The organism is Pseudomonas sp. P4_C3 (genome assembly GCF_056402075.1).
Map to the genome: position 1 here is coordinate 21,414 of NZ_JBFUIC010000013.1, position 21,204 is coordinate 42,617.

The window sequence follows — 21,204 nt, forward strand, 5'->3', positions numbered from 1 at the left end:
CGAGCAAGCTCGCTCCCACAGGGGCCAGCAGCGTTTGCAAGAAATCAGCAGGCATAAAAAAACGGGAGCCCCAGAGGACTCCCGTTTTTTGACAACACCAACGAAATCACTTCGCCTGGTAAATGATCCCCGGGCTGCACTGGACCATCTGGTAATGATCCGGCAACCCGTTCAGCGCTTCGGAAGCACCGAGGAACAGGTAACCGCCCCGCTTCAACGTGCTGTGGATGCGCAACAGGATGTCCTTCTTCACCTCGGCGGAGAAGTAGATCAACACGTTGCGGCAGAACACGATGTCGAACTTGCCCAGACTCGCGTAGCTGTCCAGCAGGTTGAAGGAACGGAATTCCACGCGGCTCTTGATCGGCGCCTTGATCACCCAGCGTCCCGGTCCTTTCGGGTCGAAATAACGCTGCAGACGCTCGGGCGACAGACCGCGGCCGATGGCCAGGCTGTCGTACTCACCGGTCTTGCAGTTGTTCAGCATGGTGCCGGACAGGTCGGTGGCAACGATCTGCACACCCATCCTCAACTGGCCCATGTTGACCCGCTCGAACTCGTCGATGGACATCGACAGCGAATAGGGTTCCTGGCCCGACGAGCATGCCGCCGACCAGATGCGCAGGCGCTGGCCGGGACTGGCCTTGATCGCTTCGGGCAGGACCTTGTTCTTCAAGACTTCAAACGGGTAGGTGTCTCGAAACCACAGGGTTTCATTGGTGGTCATGGCATCCACCACCTGCTCGCGCAAACCGCTGCGCGGTTGCGTCTGCATGCGCTGAACCAGCTCACCCAAAGACTTGATGCCTTGCTGTTCCATCAGTTTGTTGAGACGGCTGGAGACCAGGTACTGCTTGTTTTCACCGAGCAAAATGCCACAGGCTTTTTCCAGGAATACCCGGAACTGTTCGAAATCCAAATTACCCGTAGACAATGATGCCGCCTCTTAAATCGTGTTGACTGCCTGGGGTGCGAACCCCTAGCTGATATCTGCTGCTTTGATCCGGTCGACTACCCGGGATGCCAGGTCATCAGGACGGAATTTGGCCAGGAAGTCATCGGCACCGACCTTCTTGACCATCGCCTGATTGAATACCCCCGACAACGAAGTATGCAGGATGATATGAAGCTTTTGCATGCGCGGGTCGTTGCGGATTTCCGCCGTCAGGGTGTACCCGTCCATCTCCGGCATCTCGATGTCGGAGATCATCATCAGGAACTCTTCTTCCGGTTTCTTGCCCTCGTCGACCAGTTTGCGCAGGTAATCCAGCGCTTGCCGACCATCGTTCAACGCCACCACTTCGACGCCGACCGTTTGCAGGCAACGCGTGACCTGCTTGCGCGCCACCGACGAGTCATCGACCGTCAGAACTCGCAACGAAAGCGCCTTGTGCCGGGTTTCGACATCCACCACACCCACGGAAATCGCTTCCGGCGTCGGTGCCACTTCCGCCAGCACCTTCTCGACGTCGATGATTTCGACCAACTGATTGTCGACCCGCGTCACCGCCGTCAGGTAGTGATCGCGCCCGGTGCCCTTGGGCGGCGGATGGATCTCCTCCCAGTTCATGTTGACGATGCGCTCCACCGAGCGGACCAGGAAACCCTGGGTCTTGGTGTTGTACTCCGTGATGATCACGAAGGGATTGTTCTTGTCCTTCAACGCACCGGAGCCAGTCGCCATTGCCAGATCAAGAATCGGAATGGTCGCCCCCCGGATGTTCGCCACGCCGCACACGACAGGACTGGACTTGGGCATCAGCGTCAGTTTGGGGCATTGCAGCACCTCCCGAACCTTGAACACGTTGATCCCGTACAGCTGCTGGCCGTCGAGACGGAACAACAACAGCTCAAGGCGATTCTGCCCCACCAGTTGCGTGCGCTGGTTTACCGAATCCATTACACCAGCCATGCCCAGACTCCTACACCAACGCCAAGTGTTGTTGCGACGCGCCTTCATCACTAAACGGCACGGCGCTTGCTTTTTTAATCGTTATGAACACAGAACCGACATTTTTCCGACGCCTGGCCACACCCTGCCGAAAATTGCTCGGCGTGCTGGCGGCTGTTTGCCTGTTCAACGCTGGCAGCCCTGCCCTTGCTGACGCGGTTACCTTGCCTGACATGCTTATCGGCGTCACTCAGGGCTTTCTTGAATTCACCGTAGAAGACTATCTGGCTACCAGCCAAACGGAAGGTCGCTACGAGATCCAGGTCAACCCGCTCGATCCGCGTATGCACATGCCCATGTGCGACAAGGAATTGACAGCAACCCTTGAGAGTCCCAAGCCGTTGGGACGGGTTACGGTCAAGGTCCGCTGCGAGGGCGCTTCCCCCTGGACAGTCTTCGTACCCGCTCAAGTCCGCCTGTTTCGCGATGTCGTGACCAGCGCCCGGCCACTGCGCCGCGCAGCCATTGTCGAACCTGGGGATGTGGTCCTGCGCGAGCGCGATATCAGCCTCATCAGCCAGGGCTACCTGACCTCTCTCGATCAGGCGATCGGGCAGCGACTGACCCGACCAATGGTCGCCGACCAGGTGATTACCCTGGTGCATATCGAACAGGCCGAGGTCATCCGCAAGGGTGATCAGGTGGTGATTACCGCCCGCAGCGGCACGCTCAGCGTGCGCATGCCGGGCGAAGCCCTGTCAAACGGCAGCCTGAGCGAACAGATTCGGGTGAAGAACCTCAATTCCCAAAGGGTCATCAAGGCGCAGGTCATGGCGCCGGGGCAGGTGGAAGTGTCCATGTAAGGCGCTCAGTTCATCGGAATGTGGCACTTGCCGCGGCTGTTCCCTAGACTGTGTTCCAGGCACGGTAAGCGCTGGCGCGCGCAAGGTTCATTGATAAATGGGCCTAAAGTTTTCCAGGGAATGGCCGAAACCATGGCAAGCGTCCAAATTCCCAGAGGTTTTTTATCATGGTCATCGATTTCAGCCGTTTGAACAGCTCCTCGTCCCTTACGGGCAGTACACGTACCAGCGCCAGCAAGGAAAGCGCCGAAGCCGGCAAATCCTTGCCGCTGGAGTCCGCGGCCGAACAGGCCGGTACCGTCAAAAGCGGGGAATCGGTACATCTCAGCGATGAGGCTCAACAGTTGCAGAAGGTCACTGACAAGCTGCGCGATCAACCCGCCGTCGACAACGCCCGCGTGGCCGAGTTGAAAGCAGCGATTGCCGATGGCAGCTATAAAGTCGACAGCAACCGTGTAGCCAGCAAACTGCTCAACTTCGAAGCCCAGCGCTAGGCCACCGCCAGCGCCAGGCTTTTGGACGCTTAAAACCCAAGGCCAGCCATGCACGACACTCATTTACTGCAACTGATCACCGACGACTTTGCTCCAGCGCAACACCTGCTGGAATTACTGCAGACCGAATCCCTCGCATTGCATGGCCGCGACATGCCATTGCTCGAGGACATCCTGGCGCAGAAACAGGCATTGGTCGTTTTGCTCGAACAGCATGGCCGCAAGCGCAGTGAAGTCCTCGCCAGCCTCAACCTGCCGACCAACCGTGGCGGTCTGGAGCAACTGGCCAGCCAGTCGAGCATTGGCGAGCAGTTGCTGGCGCAAAGTGACGTGCTGACCAATCTCCTGGCCCAGTGTCAGGCCATCAACGCCAACAACGGCCAGTCGATCCTCACTCAGCAGGCCGCTACGGCCACCCAGCTGAAAATCCTCACCGGCGGTGAAACCCCGGCGCTTTACGATGCCAGCGGAACATTCTCCAAGCTTGCCAAGCCGCGCCCGCTCAGTCAGGCATGAACCGGTCAATGCCCCCGCTCTATCAAGACGCGCAACATACTGGCAAACTGCTAGCCTGCCGTAGTCAAATTTTGTCTGGAGATTGATTAACCGTGTCCAATGCCTTATCCGTGGATGATGCTCCGCAGCCACCCAAGGTGCTCTCCACGCCCTTGGAAATCTCCAGCAACCTGCGCCAGCTGCTCGAAAGCCATGACCCGCTGATCATTACGTTCCACGAGCGCAGCCAGCGCTTCCAGAGCTACCTGGTGGACCTGGACCGTGACAGCAATATGATTGCCCTGGACGAAATGATTCCCCGTGACGGCGAGCGCTACCTGCTGGCGGGCGAGCCGTTCAGGGTCGAAGGCTTTCACGAAGGCGTACGCATAGCCTGGGAAAGCAACGGCCAATTGAACATCGACGAATCCGGTGGCAGCCGCTGCTATCGTGGCACCCTGCCCGATGAAGTGGTGTACCACCAGCGCCGTAATGCGTTCCGTGCGGCACTGAAGCTGGCACAACTGGTCAACGTCAACCTCGACGGCGAAAAGCTCAAGGCCTCCATCAGCGGCAAGCTGCTGGATATTTCCGCTACCGGCTGCAAACTGCGTTTCGACGGTGACATCACTGGCAGCCTGCAACTGGGTCAGGTTTACGACCGCTTCAGCGCCGAACTGCCCTTTGGCAAGATGACCGCGCCGGTCGAGTTGCGTTATCTGCACTTCGAAGAAAAAATCTCCACCACCTTCGCCGGCGTTCGCTTCCATAACATGAGCGGGCTGGTGCAGCGTCAGGTCGAACGCTTCGTCTACCAGTTGCAACGCGAAGCGCGTCGCTTCGACAAAGACGATCTCTGATAGAGCGCTTCAACAAAAAACGGGCAGTCCCTTGCGGTGACTGCCCGTTTTTTTATGCCCTGATTTAAGGCCTGGCCTCGCTGAAGTTCGGGTCTCGCCCTGTATCAGGGTCTTGCGGTGGCTGATCGGTTTCATCCTCGGTTACATCAGCCTCAGGTTCTGATTCAGGCTCTGACCCGGTACTCACCGGATTTTGCATCTGATCCTGCACCACCTGCTCATCAACACGCGGGTCGAGGCAGGCCACCAGCGGTGAACTCGTCATGTTGTCCGGCATGGCCACGTGATGCAGCGGCGCATCTTCCACCTGATGCAGGTTGGTCACAGCTTTCGGGCGAATCCGCCATACCAGCACCAACGCAAAGAAACTGAAGAAGGCATAGAGCATCTGGCTGCCGAACAGCTTCATCAGCACGCCTGCCACCAGCGGCCCGATACTCGCGCCAACGCCGTAGGTCACCAGCAACATTGCCGTCAGGGATACCCGGCGATCGCCTTCGACATGGTCATTGGAGAACGCCACCGCCAACGGATACAGGCAGAACTGCACCAGCGAACAGACAAAACCGGCGATAAACAGAACCTCCAACGGCACCTGCGGCATGATCGCCAGCGGCAGTGCAGCCAGGGCCAGGCTGAATGCGAAACTGCGGATCAACACGGCCCGATCGTAGCGGTCGGACAACCAGCCCAACGGCCACTGCACCAGCAACCCGGCAAAAATACAGCTACCCATGAACAGGCCGACCTGCTCCGTGGACAATCCTTGCTGCGAGGCATACAGCGGCGCCAGACCGTAGAACGAACCGACGATCAGCCCTGCCCCGAGCACCGTACTCAATGATTGCGGCACACGCTTGATAAAGAACCGTGGCTCCATGGGCGCCGGATGCAAGGGTGCAGGGTGGATCCGCCGGGTCAGCGCCACGGGCACCAGGCACAGGGCGAAACACAGGGCGACCAGCATCAGCAGTTCCAGCCCCAGCGCCGGGTGCATGACCAGAATCAGTTGCCCCATCACCAGGCCCAGGTAAGAGGCGATCATGTAACCGCTGAACACCAACCCGCGCTGCTTGGCTTCGGCCTGTTCGTTCAGCCAGCTCTCGATCACCATGTACTGGCACATCATGCCGAGGCCGACGATCACCCGCAGGAACAGCCAGGCCGGCAGCCAGTCGATCAGGCCATGACCCAACACCGCCGCGCCGACGATTCCGGCACAGGCCGAGTAGGCCCGGATATGCCCGACCCGGGCAATCAACCGGTGACCGATCTTGCCCCCCAGCACCAGGCCGAAGTAGTTGGCGGCCATCAACGCACCGACCCACAGGCTGTCGACATGGTCGGCCGCCAGGCGCAGGCCCAGGTAAGTACTCAACAGGCCTGAACCGATCAACATCATCAGCGAGGCGAAATACAGTGCTCGAAAGGATTTCCAGATTTGGCGCATCGGCGTTCCGAGCGGCTCCTTGCAGTGATAATCGACTATCGCTAAACGATAGCCGGATGTCGACGGATCGTCAGGCCTGGGCTGCTAAAACACGCCGTTCCCAGGGAGTAATTTCATTATGGAAACTGCTCAGCTCCAGGGTCTTCGAAGCGATGTAGCCTTCGATGAATTCCACGCCGAACAGTTCCTTGGCCAACTGGCTACGTTTCAGACGCTCCAGTGCCGCATGCAAGGTACAGGGCAACGAAAGATTGTCTGGCACTTCGAACTCACCCTGGATCGGCGCGCTCGGCTCTAACGCGTTCTCGATGCCATGCAACCCCGCCGCCAGGCTTGCGGCAATCGCCAGATACGGATTGGCATCAGCGCCCGGCAAGCGGTTCTCGACCCGGCGGGCCACCGGCAAACTGGCCGGTATGCGCAAGCCGGCTGCCCGGTTGTCATAGGACCAGCAGGCATTATTCGGTGAGGCGTAAGGGTGGCACAAGCGCTGATAGGAGTTCACGTTCGGCGCAAACAACGCAGTGAAGTCGGCCATGCACACTTGCTGTCCGGCAATGAAGTGACGGAAGGTTGCCGTCTCCCGCCCCGCCTTGTCACTGAACACGTTTCGCCCCGAATCGATCTCGACGACACTCTGGTGAATATGCATCGAACTGCCCGGCGTATGCGCCAGCGGCTTGGCCATGCACACCACGCTCAGGCCGTGCTTGAGGGCAACTTCCTTGAGCAAGTGCTTGAACAGCAACGTCTGGTCGGCCAGCAGCAATGGATCGCCATGCAGCAGATTGATCTCGAACTGGCTGACGCCCATTTCGTGCATGAACGTATCGCGGGGCAGCCCCAACGCAGCCATACATTCGTAGACTTCATTGAAGAAGGGGCGCAGCCCATTGTTGGAGCTGACGCTGAACGCCGACTGACCATCCTCGCGACGACCATCCAGCCCCAGCGGTGGCTGGAACGACTGAGTCGGGTCGGTGTTAGGCGCAAAAACGAAGAACTCAAGCTCGGTCGCCACCACGGGCGCCAGGCCGCGGGCCGCGTAACGGGCAATCACGGCCTTGAGCTGACCACGGGTCGACAGGCAGGAGCTGGTGGTGGTGCCCAGTTCATTCGCGTCGCAAATGGCGAAGCCCCGCGGTGGATGGCTCCAGGGCAAGCGGTGGATTTGTGCTGGGTCCGGGATCAGCGCCAGGTCGCCATCATCGCTGCCGTAAAACCGCGCTGGCGGATATCCGCCCATGATGCATTGCAACAGCACGCCCCGCGCCATCTGCAATCGTCGACCGTCGAGAAAACCCTCGGCGGTCATCACCTTGCCCCGTGGAACGCCATTCAAATCCGGCGTGACACATTCAACTTGATCAATACCCGTCAATCGCTGCGCGAGTGAACTCAGGCCAACGGTCGTCATGACGCTATCCTTGTTATTGTGCGGGCCGCGAACGGCGACCGTACAAAATAGGCTCCACGTGTTCGGAATTTCAAGCAGCGTTAATAAATATGCTGCCGGTCAGGGCAGGTAAAGGCGGAACACCCCACCGCCCAACGGCCCGCCATTGCTGATTTCGGTACGCCCACCCACGCCGTTGCGTTGATGCAGCGCGGCAATTCGTCCGGCAAAGTACAGGCCAAGCCCGGTGCTTCCGGTGCTTTGATTGATGCCCTGCACGTAATCGGCCTGGTGCTCGATCATCTGCGCCGGATACCCCTGGCCATCGTCATTGATGGTCAACACCAGTTGCCCGGCTTCGTCGCTGACGCTGATCAAAACGGCATGCCGTGCAAAGCGGATGGCATTGTTGATGCAGTTGGCCAATACCGACGCGATCAACTCACGGTCGAAGAAACCCAACGGGCTCAGCGGGTCCACTTCATAGGTGGCCATGATGCCGCGGCTGGCGAACACTTCCTGATGGCAAGCCAGTTGCGCTTCGATGAAGTCGTCCAGTTCATGGTAGGCCGGCTGCAACGGCATCTGGTTGACGCCGAGCTTGTACAGCCCCAGCAACTGCACCAGCATGCCGTTGAGGTGGGCGAACTCGAAGTCGATCACGCCCTGCTCAGGCGTCTGTTGCGCCGCCTGCGGCAATCGCGCCAGCCAGTGGCTGTGGGCCTGCATCAGCATGGCCAGCGAGTTCTTCATGTCGTGAACGGTAGAGGCGATCACCGTGGAGAAATCCAGTGCCTGCTCATTGTCGATCATTGACCAAACGCCTTGCTTTTCAGCTTCTGGTAACGCGGATAGCGCGCGTCGGAGTCGGGCATCAGGCCGACCATTTTCAGGCAGGTCCGGCATTCTTCCAGCTCCGCTGAAGGAACGCCGGTATCGGTGCCGTGCAACAACGACTGCACCAGGTTCAGGGCGATACTGATGTTCTTCGGCTGCATCGCCAGGGCTTTGCGGAACACCGCTCGCGCCTCCACCAGATTGCCGGTCTTGTACACGCGCACGCCCTGACGGTTGAGTTCAGCGGCGGCGTTGCCGGAGTTGAGGATGCTCGGGTCGTCGGTCTGCTTGGCGATGTCCTTCATGACCACAGGATCGTCGCCGTAGATTTCCACGCAGTTTTTCAGCATCGCGGTACCGGCCTCGGTCTGCCCGAGTATCTTCAGCTGCTTGGCCACCAGCAACGCCGCTTCGGCGCTCATGAATTGCTCCATGCCATCCAGACGCAACAAGGCTTGCTCGGTGAGCTTGTCAGCCGTCTCGGCATCGTTGAGCAACAGGCTGGTGGCCTTCATCAGGCGCGCGCGGATTTGCAGGCCCGGATCGGAAGGGTTTTCCTTGGCCACGGCGCTCAACGTGGTGTTGATTTCCAGACGGGTCCGCGTGTCCAGGCCCCTTTCGCTGCCCTTGCTGATCAAGGCGTGGGCCAGGCCAAGATTGCTTTCGGCATCCTTGAACCGTGACTGCGCACCCTGGCTCACAGCCTGGCGATAGGCCTTGGCCGCCGTGTCGAAATCCTCGTTGGTCATCGCCAGCTTGCCCAGCAACGCCTGGCGGCGAACCGCCAGCGGCGACAGGCGAATCGCTTCCTCCAGAACACGCTGTGCACCCTTGGTATCGCCCTCGGCGACCAGCACGTCCGCCATGCCGTCATACAGCGACGGCATCATCGGGAAGACTTTCAGGGCTTTTTCGTAAATGCCTTTGGCCTGCGCGACCTGACCGCGCTTGAACAGCAACTTGCCCAACCCGGCAAACGCCCATGGCAATGGGCGGTCGGCGATGATGCCGTCGTACAGGCGCTCCAGCGCTTCGTTCTGATTGAGGTCGCGCAGGGCATCGGCGCGATAGCGCAGGCACAGTGGCGAATAGCGGATGTCTTGCTTGCACAGGGCGATGCAGGCGTTGAGCACTTCCATCGGCTTGCCGCGATCAAGGGCCTGCAGGATCGGCTTGAGCAGGGTCTTGCGCTGCTCCAGGCGCTCCAGGCGCTGGGCCAGGCTGGAACGGTTGAACGGCTTGGTCAGGTAGGCATCGGGCTCGTGCTCCAGCGCACTGAGCACCATGGCCTGGCTGGTTTCGGCGGTGACCATGACGAACACCGCTTCATGGCTGATCAGCTTTTCTTCCATCAGGTCTTCGAGCACCTGTTGGCCGTTTTTCTTGCCGTCACCCAGGTGAAAGTCCTGCAGGATGAAGTCGTATTGCTTCTGCGAGCACATTTTCAGCGCCTGCTCGCCGGTATCGGCAGTGTCCACTTCCTTGACGCCCAGTTCGCGCAGCATCGACCTGACCGAACTGCGGAAGTCCGAGAAATCATCGACGATCAGAAAACGCTTTTGGTGATACGACAGCATCGAAGATTTCCAGGCAATTTAAGAAGAAGAACCCAAAGGCAAATACACGGACGGACTCAACTTCGCAGCCCTTGTTTTGGCGCGCAGATGATAACGGGTGGCACTAGGCTATCAAACACCTTCGCATAGACAATGAGCCCCCATGCCGACCGGAAGAGACGAACAAGTCCCTGACAGCCCGGGTTATCGGCCAGCAACAGCGTTCCCTTGAGAACCTTCCCCAACGCTCACCCTGAATAGGTGAAGGCGTTACTGAGAACGAGACATCGCGCACAAAAAAGCCCCGCCGGAATCAATCTTCCGGCGGGGCTTTTCTGGACAGCAAAGTGCTGATAAATGATGGTGTCCCAGGGCAGGTTCGAACTGCCAACCTTCCCCTTAGGAGGGGGATGCTCTATCCAATTGAGCTACTGGGACACAATTCGGCCGCGACGAAAACGCAGCGCGATGGACGGCGTGCATGTTAACGGCCGGGCCGGCTTTTGTCATGTCGTCCGTTGGGCTTTTTAAGTGTAGGCAGACGCCTCGGCCAGGCGCGGACTTGTTTACCGTACAAATTGCATTACTGCAAAAAGCCATCATTGCAAAATGCAAGACCCGGCTTTCGCAAAAATATCTTAATCCATTGTTTTTAAAGAATTTAATTGTCGATAGACTCTGGCATGCGAGCTACTTCAACTGTTCTCACAGATCAACGGAGGCCGCCTCATGAACAGCGCCCTTTTACTCTCGAGTTCAATCGCTCTGACGGTTTGCCGGGTTTTCATTTTACCCACGAGAGCGGTGCTACGCAGGTTGCCCAGCGAATGCCACATTACCTTCAACCGCAGAAAGCGCCACAGTTGGCCGTAATGAGCGGCCAGCACGGCTTTGTCAGTCAGGAGGTCAGCCAGGAAACCATCCTGGTACCGGCTCCGTCTGCCGAACGCCTGGTATTTTGAATGACCCTCACCAGGAGCACAGCATGTCCAAACCAGCCGCGAGTTTCTTCATCCTCGCCTTGTTGAGCGGCATTTTTCATCTGTCATTGACCCAGGACATGGTCGTCACCCTCTCCCTGATTGTCTGTGGTGTATTCAGCGCTCTGTTCGTGCTCGCACTGATTGCCGGACGCAAGATCAAGTTTGATCCGGTCCTGCGTTAATCCAGGTATGGCAGATCCGGCGCAAAGGCCTGCCATCCATCCTGAATTCCCCCCCCTCCATACGACTCTCCCTAGTAAATCGGCCATTTGCCACTATTCTGTAAAAGGCAAGGAACAGGGATCGAGTCCGCTTTTGCTGCCCGTCAGAAACCTTTCGTCGGGTGGAGAATGTGTTAAGCGATACGAACCGGTCGAACTTTTCAAACCAGTCAGCATTTCTGATAATTGGTGCTGGCATAAAGCCTTTATACAGTTCAATATTTGTCACAGAATTGACGCCAAGGATCTGGCTTGTTTGGGGCATGATGCGCGCCTCTATCAATTCAGGTTGAACATTTGGTCAGAGCGCTTGTCCTACCAGACATCCTGCGGCCAATCCCGAAACCGCTCCCCTGAACTAACCGGTTAAATATATGCGCCCATTGAAACAGGCAATTTATTCCAGCCGTACGGCTGACAAGTTCGTCGTACGTCTGCCAGACGGAATGCGTGAACGCATTGCCGAGGTGGCTCGCAATCATCATCGCAGCATGAACTCCGAAATCATTGCGCGCCTCGAGCAAAGTCTTATTCAGGAAGGTGCACTGGGAGAAGAGCTGAGCATGCGCCTGGACAGCCCAGAGCTTTCCTTGCACGAACGCGAGCTGCTGCAGCGCTTCCGCCAACTTTCCCACCGACAGCAGAACGCCCTGGTTTCGCTGATCGCTCATGACGCTGAAATGGCCGCCGACGCGTCCTGATTCAGCCAGAAAGCTCAAGCCAGCCTGATCGCTGGCTTTTTTTTGCCTGAAATCCGGGCACAAAAAACCCGCCTGACGGCGGGTTTTAGTGAAACGGACTTTAGAGCAGGAAGATTGTCGCAAGCCCCAGGAAGATGAAAAAGCCGCCGCTGTCGGTCACGGCAGTAATCATCACACTGGCACCCATTGCAGGATCACGCCCCATCTTCGCCAGGGTCATCGGAATCAAGACCCCCATCAACGCCGCCAGCAACAGGTTGAGCGTCATCGCGGCGGTCATCACCACGCCCAATGACCAACTGCCATAGAGCAGGTAGGCAACCACACCAATCACCCCGCCCCAGATCACGCCGTTGATCAACGCGACGGCCAATTCCTTGCGCATCAGGCGCGAGGTATTGCCGGTGCTCACCTGGTCCAGCGCCATGGCCCGAACAATCATGGTGATGGTCTGGTTACCCGAGTTACCACCGATCCCCGCCACGATCGGCATCAAAGCCGCAAGCGCCACGAGCTTCTCGATCGAACCTTCAAACAAACCGATGACCCGAGAAGCCACGAACGCGGTAATCAGGTTGATCGCCAGCCAGGCCCAACGGTTACGCAGGGACTTCCAGACCGACGCAAAAATGTCTTCTTCTTCACGCAGACCCGCCATGTTGAGAACTTCGCTTTCGCTCTCTTCACGGATCAGGTCGACCATTTCATCGATGGTCAGACGGCCGATCAGCTTGCCGTTCTTGTCGACCACAGGCGCGGAGATCAAGTCGTAACGCTCGAAGGCCTGGGCCGCATCGTAGGCGTCTTCGTCCGGGTGGAAGCTCACCGGATCGCTGGCCATCACCTCGGAAACCTGTTTGTCCGGATCGTTGACCAGCAAACGCTTGATCGGCAACACGCCCTTGAGGACGCCGCCGTAGTCGACCACGAACAGCTTGTCGGTATGGCCCGGCAACTCCTTGAGACGGCGCAGATAACGCAAGACCACTTCGAGGCTGACATCCTCGCGGATGGTCACCATCTCGAAGTCCATCAGCGCACCGACCTGCTCCTCGTCGTAGGACAGAGCCGAACGCACACGCTCGCGTTGTTGCTGGTCGAGGGTCTCCATGAGCTCATGGACGACGTCTCGCGGCAGCTCGGAGGCCAGGTCAGCGAGTTCGTCGGCATCCATGTCCTTGGCGGCCGCCAGGAGCTCGTGATCGTCCATGTCGGCGATCAGCGATTCACGGACCGAATCGGATACTTCAAGAAGGATGTCGCCGTCGCGATCGGCCTTGACCAGTTGCCAGAGCGTCAGACGATCGTCCAGCGGCAAGGCTTCAAGGATATAGGCGACGTCGGCGGAGTGCAGGTCATCGAGCTTGCGTTGCAACTCGACAAGGTTCTGCCGGTGGACCAGGTTCTCGACCCGGTCATGATGCGGGCCTTCCTGGCGGTGAGTCAGGTCTTCTACCACTCGCTGGCGCTGCAGCAACTCAACCACCTGAGCCAGGCGATCCTGCAAGCTTTCCTGCGTTTTCTTTACTTCAACATCGGACATAGGCGAACTCCACTCCCAGCAGCGGGGCACGCCGGAAGGATCAATCAGTCAATTCATGATTGGTAAAACGGGGTACTGAGTAACTACTGGGTAAGTCCATGGAGGTATTCCACAAGCCCCGGCGGGGCTGACGGGCGCAATGATACACCGCCTGACGGCTTTAAACGTTAAAAAATCTTGGCTGAAACAAGCGCTTGCACAACAAACCTGAGCATCGTCCTGATCCACAAAAATGCGACGACGCATTCCGAAAAGAAAACACACCCCCCTCGAAAATTGTAGCCGCTACCCTTGAAAAGGAACGTCATGGAGGATGCCTGATGCCATCAGTTGCACAATTCTTATTACTGCTCGGCCTGCTCAGCCCCCTACCCCTGGCGCTCGCCACCACCGTTCAGCGCTGCGAGGCGGCCAATGGGCGCATTACCTTCACCACACTGGGTTGTGCCACGGGAGAAAGCGTTTCACTTCAGGACGTACGTGCCTTTACACCCGGCAGCACGATGGCGCTTATGCCACCAGCCGAACCCCGTGAAACATCAGGAATGAAAATCCAAAGGAAAGACCCGACCGTGGTCGGTCAGGCGCAGGACAAGTGCGGAAACCTGATCAGTGCCAGGGAGCGCCGTGAAGCAATCATCAATCAGCGAGTGGTCGCCGGCATGAGCCAGCAAGACGTCGAAAGCGCCCTCGGCAAGCCGGACAAGATCAGTATTCGCAATTCAGCTACGAGCTACCGTTACGACACCCTGCGAGGTCGCAGTGCACAGGTGGAGTTCGACGAGAGGGGATGCACGAAAGGAAAAGCCAAATCCCGGACGGCAAAAAGCCCGCATTAAATGCGGGCTTTCTGTTGTATGGTGCACTCGACAGGATTCGAACCTGTGACCGCTCGGTTCGTAGCCGAGTACTCTATCCAGCTGAGCTACGAGTGCAATTTGTGTTTTTAGACCAGACCACAACTGGTTGAAACCAAGTTACTTGCATTACTGCAACTAACTCTTAAATGGTGCACTCGACAGGATTCGAACCTGTGACCGCTCGGTTCGTAGCCGAGTACTCTATCCAGCTGAGCTACGAGTGCATTTGTTGCCGCGCATTATAGGCCGTCTAATCTCTATGTCAAACACTTTTTTTAGTAATTTCAACAACTTACCGAAAAAGCCAGATTACAACGTACTACGCAAATAATGGCGGAGAACGGGGGATTCGAACCCCCGACACCCTTTTGAGGTGTACTCCCTTAGCAGGGGAGCGCCTTCGGCCACTCGGCCAGCTCTCCGCAACACGGGGCGTATATTAACCAGCTTCTTCCCCGTTTGCAAACATAAAAAACGATAAAAATTAATGGCTTGGTTCTTCGTCCTTCTCTTTCTTGATACGCAGGTAAATTTCCTCCCGGTGAACAGCCACCTCTTTGGGGGCATTAACACCGATGCGCACTTGATTTCCTTTGACGCCGAGCACGGTCACGGTGATTTCGCCATCACCGATAATCAGGCTTTCTGCGCACCGACGAGTCAGAATCAGCATACCTTTCTCCTCACGCATTACATTTCAGGGACAACAGTCTGCAAAAAAAAGGCACTCGACCCACAACCGGAGCGGTCGCAGCCCTACATGCCTGAGTATTGACTAGCGCGAGCAAAAGAACAGGCTCGGGGGTCACGCCATTCAAAAAAACAAAAGGCGCGGTCAGACCGCGCCTTTTGGCAAACGCATCACTCGCCCTGGCGGGCCGGTGCGTCCAGTTCGAAAGCCGTGTGCAGAGCGCGCACAGCCAGTTCCAGGTACTTCTCTTCAATCACTACGGAAACTTTGATTTCCGAGGTCGAGATCATCTGGATGTTGATGCTTTCCTTGGCCAGGGATTCGAACATGCGGCTGGCCACGCCTGCGTGAGAACGCATGCCAACGCCGACGATCGACACCTTGGCGATCTTGGTGTCGCCCACGACTTCACGGGCACCCAGCTCGCCAGCGGTTTTTTCCAGCACGGCCTGCGCCGCCTGGTAGTCGTTACGGTGCACGGTGAAGGTGAAGTCGGTGGTGTTATCGTGCGCGACGTTCTGCACGATCATGTCGACTTCAATGTTCGCGGCACTGATCGGGCCGAGAATCTTGAAGGCAACGCCCGGGATGTCTGGCACGCCACGGATGGTCAGCTTGGCTTCATCGCGGTTGAAAGCGATACCGGAAATGATCGGCTGTTCCATGGTTTCCTCTTCATCAATAGTAATGAGGGTGCCCGGACCCTCCTTGAAGCTGTGCAGTACGCGCAGCGGAACGTTGTACTTGCCGGCGAACTCGACCGCGCGGATCTGCAACACCTTGGAACCGAGGCTGGCCATTTCCAGCATCTCTTCGAAGGTGATCTTGTCCAGGCGCTGAGCCACGGACACCACACGCGGGTCGGTGGTGTAGACACCGTCGACGTCGGTGTAGATCTGGCATTCGTCAGCCTTCAGGGCTGCCGCCAGCGCCACRCCGGTGGTGTCGGAACCGCCACGACCSAGGGTGGTGATGTTGCCGTGCTCGTCRACGCCCTGGAAACCGGCRACMACYACCACACGACCSGCYTTCAGRTCRCCRCGAATCTTCTGRTCATCRATCTGCAGGATWCGCGCTTTATTGTGWGCGCTRTCSGTSAGRATSCGCACCTGGTTRCCGGTGTACGACACCGCCGGCACGCCGCGCTTGATCAGCGCCATGGCCAACAGGGCAATCGTCACCTGCTCACCGGTGGAAACGATCACGTCCAGCTCGCGCGGAACCGGTTGGCCGTCGCCACTGATTTGCTTGGCCAGATCGATCAGACGGTTGGTTTCGCCGCTCATTGCAGACAGCACAACCACCAGGTCATCGCCGGCATCGCGGAATTTCTTAACCTTGTCGGCGACCTGCTCGATTCTCTCGACGGTGCCGACCGAGGTGCCTCCAAATTTCTGTACGATCAAAGCCATTTCAAAGCCGCCTCTGCCCATGAAGGGCGCCCAAATAATCACTCGAACAGTATTGCCGCCCACCACTAGACTGCGGGCCGCAAGTACTGCCTTATAGACCCTGCTCTACAAACGGAACGGTCAGGGCCAGTGCCGCATCCAGTGCGCCAGCGTCGGTACCGCCGCCTTGCGCCATGTCTGGACGACCACCGCCCTTCCCGCCCACTGCCGCAGCGGCTTGCTTCATCAAATCACCGGCTTTGAGTTGGCCAGTCAGGTCTTTGGTTACGCCTGCAACCAGAACGACCTTTTCCTCATGGACACTGCCGAGCAGGATCACTGCGCGGCCGAGTTTGTTTTTCAGTTGATCGACCAGCGCCAGCAGCGCCTTGCCATCCTGACCGTCCAGACGCACGGCCAGCACTTTCACGTCCTTGACGTCCAGCGCCTGGGCCGACAGATCGTCGCCCGCGGCACTGGCAGCCTTGGCCTGCAACTGCTCGAGTTGCTTCTCCAGCAGACGGTTGCGCTCCAGCACAGCCGACAGCTTGTCGATCAGGTTGTCGCGGCTGCCCTTGACCAGGCTGGCCGCTTCCTTGAGTTGTTCTTCCGCCGCGTTCAAGTAAGCCAGCGCTTGCGCACCGGTAACGGCTTCGATACGACGCACACCCGATGCCACACCGCCTTCGCTGATGATTTTCAGCAGGCCGATGTCGCCGGTACGGCTGGCGTGGATACCGCCGCACAGCTCGACGGAGAAATCGCCCATGCTCAGTACACGCACGTTGTCGCCGTATTTCTCGCCGAACAGCGCCATGGCGCCTTTTTGCTTGGCGGTTTCGATATCGGTCTCTTCGGTTTCAACGGCAGAGTTCTTGCGAATCTCGGCGTTGACGATGTCTTCCAGCGCCTTGATCTGCTCAGGCTTGATGGCTTCGAAGTGACTGAAGTCGAAGCGCAGGCGCTGACTGTCGACCAACGAGCCTTTCTGTTGAACGTGATCGCCCAGCACCTGGCGCAATGCAGCGTGCAGCAAGTGAGTCGCTGAGTGGTTCAACGACGTGGCGTGACGCACCTCGGCGTCAACGTGGGTCTCGACCGGCGCAYCGACGATCAGGCTACCCGAATCCAGGATACCGTGGTGCAGGAATGCACCGCCGGTCTTGGTGGTGTCACGCACGTCGAAACGCGCGCTGCCCGCCTGCAGGTAACCGCAATCACCGATCTGGCCACCGGACTCGGCGTAGAACGGCGTCTTGTCGAGAACGATCACGCCCTCATCGCCTTCGCTCAATACGTCGACCGACTGGCCATCTTTATACAGCGCAACGATTTTGGCGGAACCGCTGTGAGCGATGTAACCGGTGAACTCGGTGGCCACGTCAACCTTGACCAGGCTGTTGTAGTCCATGCCGAAGGAGCTGGCGGAACGGGCACGAACGCGCTGGGCTTCCATTTCACGCTCGAAACCTTCTTCGTCGATGGTCAGGCTGCGCTCGCGAGCGATGTCGCCGGTCAGGTCCATCGGGAAACCGTAGGTGTCGTAGAGTTTGAACACCACGTCGCCCGGCACCACGTCGCCTTTGAGGTCAGCCAGATCCTGCTCGAGGATCTTCAGGCCCTGCTCCAGGGTCTTGGCGAATTGCTCTTCTTCGGCCTTCAGCACGCGTTCGATGTGCGCCTGCTGGGATTTCAGTTCCGGGAAAGCTTCGCCCATCTCGGCAACCAGGGCTGCGACGATCTGGTAGAAGAAGCTGCCCTTGGCGCCCAATTTGTTACCGTGACGGCAGGCGCGACGGATGATCCGGCGCAGCACGTAACCGCGGCCTTCGTTGGACGGCAGCACGCCGTCGGCGATCAGGAAACCGCAGGAACGGATGTGGTCAGCCACCACTTTCAGCGAAGCCTGGGCGTCATTGGTGCAACCAATGGCCTTGGCCGAAGCGGTCAGCAAGCTCTGAAACAGGTCGATTTCATAGTTCGAGTGAACGTGCTGCAGCACGGCACTGATCCGCTCCAGGCCCATGCCGGTGTCGACCGACGGCGCTGGCAGCGGGTGCAACACGCCATCGGCGGTGCGGTTGAACTGCATGAACACGTTGTTCCAGATTTCGATGTAGCGGTCGCCGTCTTCTTCCGGCGAGCCCGGTGGGCCGCCCCAGATGTCGGCGCCGTGATCGTAGAAAATCTCGGTGCAAGGACCGCACGGGCCGGTATCGCCCATGGTCCAGAAGTTGTCGGAGGCGTACGGCGCGCCCTTGTYGTCGCCGATGCGCACCATGCGCTCGGCCGGAACGCCGATTTCCTTGGTCCAGATGTCGTACGCCTCGTCATCGCTGGCGTAGACGGTGACCCAGAGCTTTTCCTTCGGCAGGTTCAGCCACTTGTCGGACGTCAGGAAGTTCCAGGCGTAGGTGATGGCATCACGCTTGAAGTAATCGCCGAAGCTGAAGTTACCCAGCATTTCGAAGAAGGTGTGGTGACGGGCGGTATAACCGACGTTTTCCAGGTCGTTGTGCTTGCCGCCGGCGCGCACGCATTTCTGGCTGCTGACCGCGCGGGTGTACGCGCGTTTTTCCTGGCCCAGGAAGCAGTCCTTGAACTGGTTCATCCCCGCGTTAGTGAACAGCAGGGTTGGGTCGTTGCCCGGAATCAAAGAGCTGGAGGCTACACGGGTGTGGCCTTGCTCTTCGAAGAAGCGAAGGAAGGCTTCACGGATTTCTGCGCTTTTCATTAGGTTCTTCCACGGAGGCTGCGGCCAAAGGCCTGTTCGAAACGTCAACAGACGAAGCGACGGCAAAGGGCCGCATTATATCGGCCCAGCGCGCGGGGTACAGCGTGTTTATACGATAGAAACGCTCAATTGGAGCGCTAACGCTATCACTTGCGCGAAAAGCCGACGAATGTCGCGACGACTTGCTCGATTTGCGCACGGCTGACGTCCATGTGCGTGACCATACGCAGACGCGCGGCGGCACTGAGCTTGATCCCGCGCTCGGCGGCAAAGGCCTTGATGGCCTCGGCCTGGTCGCCCATCTGCACGTAAACCATGTTGGTCTGCACCGGTTCGACTTCGAAACCCGCCGCCCGCAGGCCTTCGGCCAGGTATTGCGCGTTGGCGTGGTCATCGGCCAGGCGCTGAACGTTGTGATCCAGCGCGTACAGGCCTGCCGCCGCCAGAATCCCGGCCTGACGCATGCCGCCACCGACCATCTTGCGCAGGCGCCGGGCCTTGCCGATCAGCTCGGCCGAGCCGCACAGCACCGAACCGACCGGGGCGCCCAACCCTTTGGACAGGCACACCGAGACGGAATCGAAATACTGGGTGATTTCCCGGGCATCGACACCCAGCTTGACCGCAGCGTTGTACAGGCGAGCCCCATCCAGATGCAGCTGCAAACCGTTTTCGCGGGTAAAACTGCGCGCCCGCGCCAGGTACTCCAGCGGCAGGACCTTGCCTTGCATGGTGTTTTCCAGCGCCAGCAAGCGGGTACGCGCAAAGTGGAAGTCGTCCGGTTTGATCGCTGCGGCGACGTGGGTCAGGTCCAGCGAACCGTCGGCCTGCACTTCCAGCGGTTGCGGCTGGATCGAACCGAGCACCGCCGCACCGCCGCCTTCGTACTTATAGGTGTGAGCCTGCTGGCCGACGATGTACTCGTCACCGCGTTCGCAGTGGGCCATCAAACCCAGCAGATTGCTCATGGTCCCGGTTGGCACGAACAGCGCCGCGGCAAAACCCAGCCGCTTTGCCAATTCAGCTTCCAGACGATTGACCGTCGGATCTTCGCCATACACGTCGTCACCGGTGGCCGCAGTGGTCATCGCGTCGAGCATGCCGGCGCAAGGTTGGGTGACGGTGTCGCTGCGAAGATCGATAACGCTCATGAATCCGGCCTCGGTAAGCAGGGGAAATCCCTTTCAGGAAAGAATTACTGCGGGCATGGCGACGATTAATCAACCCTTGCGTAGGAAAAGGCCGATTAATCCAACGGAAAAGTCGATGACAATCATCCAAAAGGGGCCATGCGCATACCGCAAATATGTGATAAAAACGCTGCGCCGCCAAACATTTGGGCGGCAAAAACGTTCTCAGGGCGGGGTGCAACTCCCCACCGGCGGTAATTGCGCACAATGCGCATAGCCCGCGAGCGCTTGGTGACAGCACGGCTTCGGCGGTGCCTGGCAGCAAGGTCAGCAGACCCGGTGTGATCCCGGGGCCGACGGTCATAGTCCGGATGAAGAGAGAACGGGATTGACAACAAAGGGCCGTCCGCCGGCATTCGTGCGAGCGTGYGTACCCTCAAATCCCCTTCGATTCATAACGCCCTGTTTTTCACACAAACAGGAGTCAGAACATGCAACCCACCGCAATTGACAGCAAAGCCAAAAACCATCACGGCGAGCGCGTTGCGTTCATCCAGGCCTGCTGGCACAAGGATATTGTCGATCAGAGCCGTAAAGGCTTCGTCGCCGAAATGATTGCCCAGGGTTATCAGGAATCCGACATCGACTTCTTCGAAGTCGGCGGCGCCTTTGAAATGCCCCTGCACGCCAAGTTGCTGGCCAAGACCGGTCGTTATGCCGGCATCGTCGCGGCAGCCCTGGTGGTGGACGGCGGGATCTACCGTCACGAGTTCGTCGCCCAGTCGGTGGTCAGCGGCCTGATGCAGGTGCAACTGGAAACCGAAGTGCCGGTGTTCTCGGTGTCCCTGACCCCGCACCACTTCCATGCCGGCGAAGAACTGCATCACAAGTTCTTCTTCGATCACTTCGTGCACAAAGGCCAGGAAGCGGCAAAGACGTGTGCCGATACGCTGCACAAGATCCGCGCATTGCGCCGCACCGAGCCACGCGCGCTAGCCGTCTAAACACAAATCCTGCGATCCGGGTGATGTTTCTGGCGTCACCCAAATCAACTGTGGGAGCGAGCTTGCTCGCGATAGCGGWSTTTCAGTCAACAAATTCATCGACT

19 protein-coding genes, 4 tRNA genes, 1 pseudogene and 1 riboswitch are annotated in these 21,204 nt (G+C 58.5%); of the genes and pseudogenes, 9 read left to right on the forward strand and 15 right to left on the reverse strand.

What is annotated here, in order from left to right; translation table 11 throughout:
* Positions 1-106: 106 nt before the first annotated feature.
* Positions 107-934, reverse strand: a complete 828-nt coding sequence (cheR, locus tag AC1DVH_RS04800) for a protein-glutamate O-methyltransferase CheR (RefSeq protein ID WP_414875210.1) — start codon at positions 932-934, stop codon at positions 107-109.
* A 45-nt stretch (positions 935-979) separates the two neighbouring features.
* On the reverse strand, positions 980-1,912 hold the full coding sequence (locus AC1DVH_RS04805) for a chemotaxis protein CheV (RefSeq protein ID WP_477752839.1): 933 nt from the start codon (positions 1,910-1,912) through the stop codon (positions 980-982).
* Positions 1,913-1,995: 83 nt separating this feature from the next.
* Here AC1DVH_RS04805 and flgA point away from each other — a divergent pair, with 83 nt between their 5' ends.
* The 4 genes from flgA to AC1DVH_RS04825 all read left to right on the forward strand — a co-directional run bounded on the left by flgA (position 1,996) and on the right by AC1DVH_RS04825 (position 4,603).
* Positions 1,996-2,754, forward strand: a complete 759-nt coding sequence (gene flgA, locus AC1DVH_RS04810) for a flagellar basal body P-ring formation chaperone FlgA (RefSeq protein ID WP_477752840.1) — start codon at positions 1,996-1,998, stop codon at positions 2,752-2,754.
* A 167-nt stretch (positions 2,755-2,921) separates the two neighbouring features.
* Positions 2,922-3,248 (forward strand): flagellar biosynthesis anti-sigma factor FlgM, encoded by a 327-nt coding sequence (gene flgM / locus AC1DVH_RS04815; RefSeq protein ID WP_477752841.1) that lies wholly within the window; start codon positions 2,922-2,924, stop codon positions 3,246-3,248.
* Between the two features lie 48 nt (positions 3,249-3,296).
* Complete coding sequence (locus tag AC1DVH_RS04820; RefSeq protein ID WP_477752842.1) at positions 3,297-3,764, forward strand: flagella synthesis protein FlgN; 468 nt, start codon at positions 3,297-3,299, stop codon at positions 3,762-3,764.
* Positions 3,765-3,856: 92 nt separating this feature from the next.
* Positions 3,857-4,603, forward strand: a complete 747-nt coding sequence (locus tag AC1DVH_RS04825) for a flagellar brake protein (RefSeq protein ID WP_477752843.1) — start codon at positions 3,857-3,859, stop codon at positions 4,601-4,603.
* Positions 4,604-4,667: 64 nt separating this feature from the next.
* Here the strand turns inward: AC1DVH_RS04825 and AC1DVH_RS04830 are convergent, their stop codons facing one another.
* The 5 genes from AC1DVH_RS04830 to AC1DVH_RS04850 form a co-directional block, all read right to left on the reverse strand.
* Entirely contained in the window at positions 4,668-6,053 is a 1,386-nt protein-coding gene (locus AC1DVH_RS04830; protein WP_477752844.1) for an MFS transporter, read from the reverse strand.
* A 70-nt stretch (positions 6,054-6,123) separates the two neighbouring features.
* Positions 6,124-7,368, reverse strand: coding sequence for a glutamine synthetase family protein (locus tag AC1DVH_RS04835; protein ID WP_477752855.1), 1,245 nt, complete (start codon positions 7,366-7,368; stop codon positions 6,124-6,126).
* Between the two features lie 201 nt (positions 7,369-7,569).
* Positions 7,570-8,262, reverse strand: a complete 693-nt coding sequence (locus tag AC1DVH_RS04840; RefSeq protein WP_477752845.1) for a sensor histidine kinase — start codon at positions 8,260-8,262, stop codon at positions 7,570-7,572.
* Positions 8,259-9,863, reverse strand: a complete 1,605-nt coding sequence (locus tag AC1DVH_RS04845; protein WP_477752846.1) for a response regulator — start codon at positions 9,861-9,863, stop codon at positions 8,259-8,261. Before AC1DVH_RS04845 ends, AC1DVH_RS04840 begins: the two co-directional genes overlap by 4 nt.
* Before the next feature lie 340 nt (positions 9,864-10,203).
* A tRNA-Arg gene (locus AC1DVH_RS04850) sits at positions 10,204-10,280 on the reverse strand.
* A 291-nt stretch (positions 10,281-10,571) separates the two neighbouring features.
* Between AC1DVH_RS04850 and AC1DVH_RS04855 the strand changes: the two are divergent.
* The 3 genes and pseudogenes from AC1DVH_RS04855 (at position 10,572) to AC1DVH_RS04865 (ending at position 11,747) form a co-directional block, all read left to right on the forward strand.
* Positions 10,572-10,804 (forward strand): annotated as a pseudogene (locus tag AC1DVH_RS04855) (hypothetical protein).
* A gap of 23 nt (positions 10,805-10,827) precedes the next feature.
* A complete protein-coding gene (locus AC1DVH_RS04860) occupies positions 10,828-11,007 on the forward strand; it encodes a PA3371 family protein (RefSeq protein ID WP_477752847.1) in 180 nt (59 codons plus the stop codon).
* Positions 11,008-11,420: 413 nt separating this feature from the next.
* Positions 11,421-11,747, forward strand: coding sequence for an Arc family DNA-binding protein (locus AC1DVH_RS04865; protein WP_003178899.1), 327 nt, complete (start codon positions 11,421-11,423; stop codon positions 11,745-11,747).
* Between the two features lie 100 nt (positions 11,748-11,847).
* Here the strand turns inward: AC1DVH_RS04865 and mgtE are convergent, their stop codons facing one another.
* Positions 11,848-13,290 carry a magnesium transporter gene (gene mgtE, locus AC1DVH_RS04870; RefSeq protein WP_477752848.1) on the reverse strand — a complete coding sequence of 481 codons (1,443 nt, stop codon included), beginning with the start codon at positions 13,288-13,290 and terminating at the stop codon, positions 11,848-11,850.
* Positions 13,291-13,610: 320 nt separating this feature from the next.
* Between mgtE and AC1DVH_RS04875 the strand changes: the two genes are divergently transcribed.
* A complete protein-coding gene (locus AC1DVH_RS04875; protein ID WP_477752856.1) occupies positions 13,611-14,129 on the forward strand; it encodes a cell envelope protein SmpA in 519 nt (172 codons plus the stop codon).
* A gap of 19 nt (positions 14,130-14,148) precedes the next feature.
* Here AC1DVH_RS04875 and AC1DVH_RS04880 read toward each other — a convergent pair.
* From AC1DVH_RS04880 to ltaE, 7 genes are all read right to left on the reverse strand, one after another.
* Positions 14,149-14,225: transfer RNA gene (locus AC1DVH_RS04880), tRNA-Arg, on the reverse strand.
* Positions 14,226-14,297: 72 nt separating this feature from the next.
* Positions 14,298-14,374 (reverse strand) — tRNA-Arg (locus AC1DVH_RS04885).
* 107 nt (positions 14,375-14,481) lie between these two features.
* Positions 14,482-14,572: transfer RNA gene (locus tag AC1DVH_RS04890), tRNA-Ser, on the reverse strand.
* A gap of 62 nt (positions 14,573-14,634) precedes the next feature.
* On the reverse strand, positions 14,635-14,823 hold the full coding sequence (gene csrA, locus AC1DVH_RS04895; RefSeq protein WP_002554426.1) for a carbon storage regulator CsrA: 189 nt from the start codon (positions 14,821-14,823) through the stop codon (positions 14,635-14,637).
* A gap of 188 nt (positions 14,824-15,011) precedes the next feature.
* Positions 15,012-16,253: an aspartate kinase gene (locus tag AC1DVH_RS04900; RefSeq protein WP_007971040.1), complete on the reverse strand. Its 1,242-nt coding sequence runs from the start codon at positions 16,251-16,253 to the stop codon at positions 15,012-15,014.
* A 91-nt stretch (positions 16,254-16,344) separates the two neighbouring features.
* The gene (gene alaS, locus AC1DVH_RS04905) at positions 16,345-18,966 is read right to left on the reverse strand and encodes an alanine--tRNA ligase (RefSeq protein ID WP_477752849.1); all 2,622 of its coding nucleotides are present in this window, start codon (positions 18,964-18,966) and stop codon (positions 16,345-16,347) included.
* A 146-nt stretch (positions 18,967-19,112) separates the two neighbouring features.
* Positions 19,113-20,117, reverse strand: coding sequence for a low-specificity L-threonine aldolase (gene ltaE / locus AC1DVH_RS04910; protein WP_477752850.1), 1,005 nt, complete (start codon positions 20,115-20,117; stop codon positions 19,113-19,115).
* Between the two features lie 196 nt (positions 20,118-20,313).
* Positions 20,314-20,484: riboswitch (FMN riboswitch) on the forward strand.
* Between the two features lie 103 nt (positions 20,485-20,587).
* Between ltaE and AC1DVH_RS04915 the strand changes: the two genes are divergently transcribed.
* Complete coding sequence (locus AC1DVH_RS04915) at positions 20,588-21,100, forward strand: 6,7-dimethyl-8-ribityllumazine synthase (protein ID WP_477752851.1); 513 nt, start codon at positions 20,588-20,590, stop codon at positions 21,098-21,100.
* Positions 21,101-21,204: the final 104 nt, after the last annotated feature.

Coding starts and splice junctions, on each gene's coding strand:
- AC1DVH_RS04805 (WP_477752839.1), bottom strand. CDS start 1,912: ATGGCTGGTGTAATGGATTCGGTAAACCAGCGCACGCAACTGGTGGGG.
- flgA (WP_477752840.1), top strand. CDS start 1,996: ATGAACACAGAACCGACATTTTTCCGACGCCTGGCCACACCCTGCCGA.
- flgM (WP_477752841.1), top strand. CDS start 2,922: ATGGTCATCGATTTCAGCCGTTTGAACAGCTCCTCGTCCCTTACGGGC.
- AC1DVH_RS04820 (WP_477752842.1), top strand. CDS start 3,297: ATGCACGACACTCATTTACTGCAACTGATCACCGACGACTTTGCTCCA.
- AC1DVH_RS04830 (WP_477752844.1), bottom strand. CDS start 6,053: ATGCGCCAAATCTGGAAATCCTTTCGAGCACTGTATTTCGCCTCGCTG.
- AC1DVH_RS04835 (WP_477752855.1), bottom strand. CDS start 7,368: ATGACCGCCGAGGGTTTTCTCGACGGTCGACGATTGCAGATGGCGCGG.
- AC1DVH_RS04840 (WP_477752845.1), bottom strand. CDS start 8,262: ATGATCGACAATGAGCAGGCACTGGATTTCTCCACGGTGATCGCCTCT.
- AC1DVH_RS04845 (WP_477752846.1), bottom strand. CDS start 9,863: ATGCTGTCGTATCACCAAAAGCGTTTTCTGATCGTCGATGATTTCTCG.
- AC1DVH_RS04860 (WP_477752847.1), top strand. CDS start 10,828: ATGTCCAAACCAGCCGCGAGTTTCTTCATCCTCGCCTTGTTGAGCGGC.
- AC1DVH_RS04865 (WP_003178899.1), top strand. CDS start 11,421: ATGCGCCCATTGAAACAGGCAATTTATTCCAGCCGTACGGCTGACAAG.
- mgtE (WP_477752848.1), bottom strand. CDS start 13,290: ATGTCCGATGTTGAAGTAAAGAAAACGCAGGAAAGCTTGCAGGATCGC.
- AC1DVH_RS04875 (WP_477752856.1), top strand. CDS start 13,611: ATGCCATCAGTTGCACAATTCTTATTACTGCTCGGCCTGCTCAGCCCC.
- csrA (WP_002554426.1), bottom strand. CDS start 14,823: ATGCTGATTCTGACTCGTCGGTGCGCAGAAAGCCTGATTATCGGTGAT.
- ltaE (WP_477752850.1), bottom strand. CDS start 20,117: ATGAGCGTTATCGATCTTCGCAGCGACACCGTCACCCAACCTTGCGCC.
- AC1DVH_RS04915 (WP_477752851.1), top strand. CDS start 20,588: ATGCAACCCACCGCAATTGACAGCAAAGCCAAAAACCATCACGGCGAG.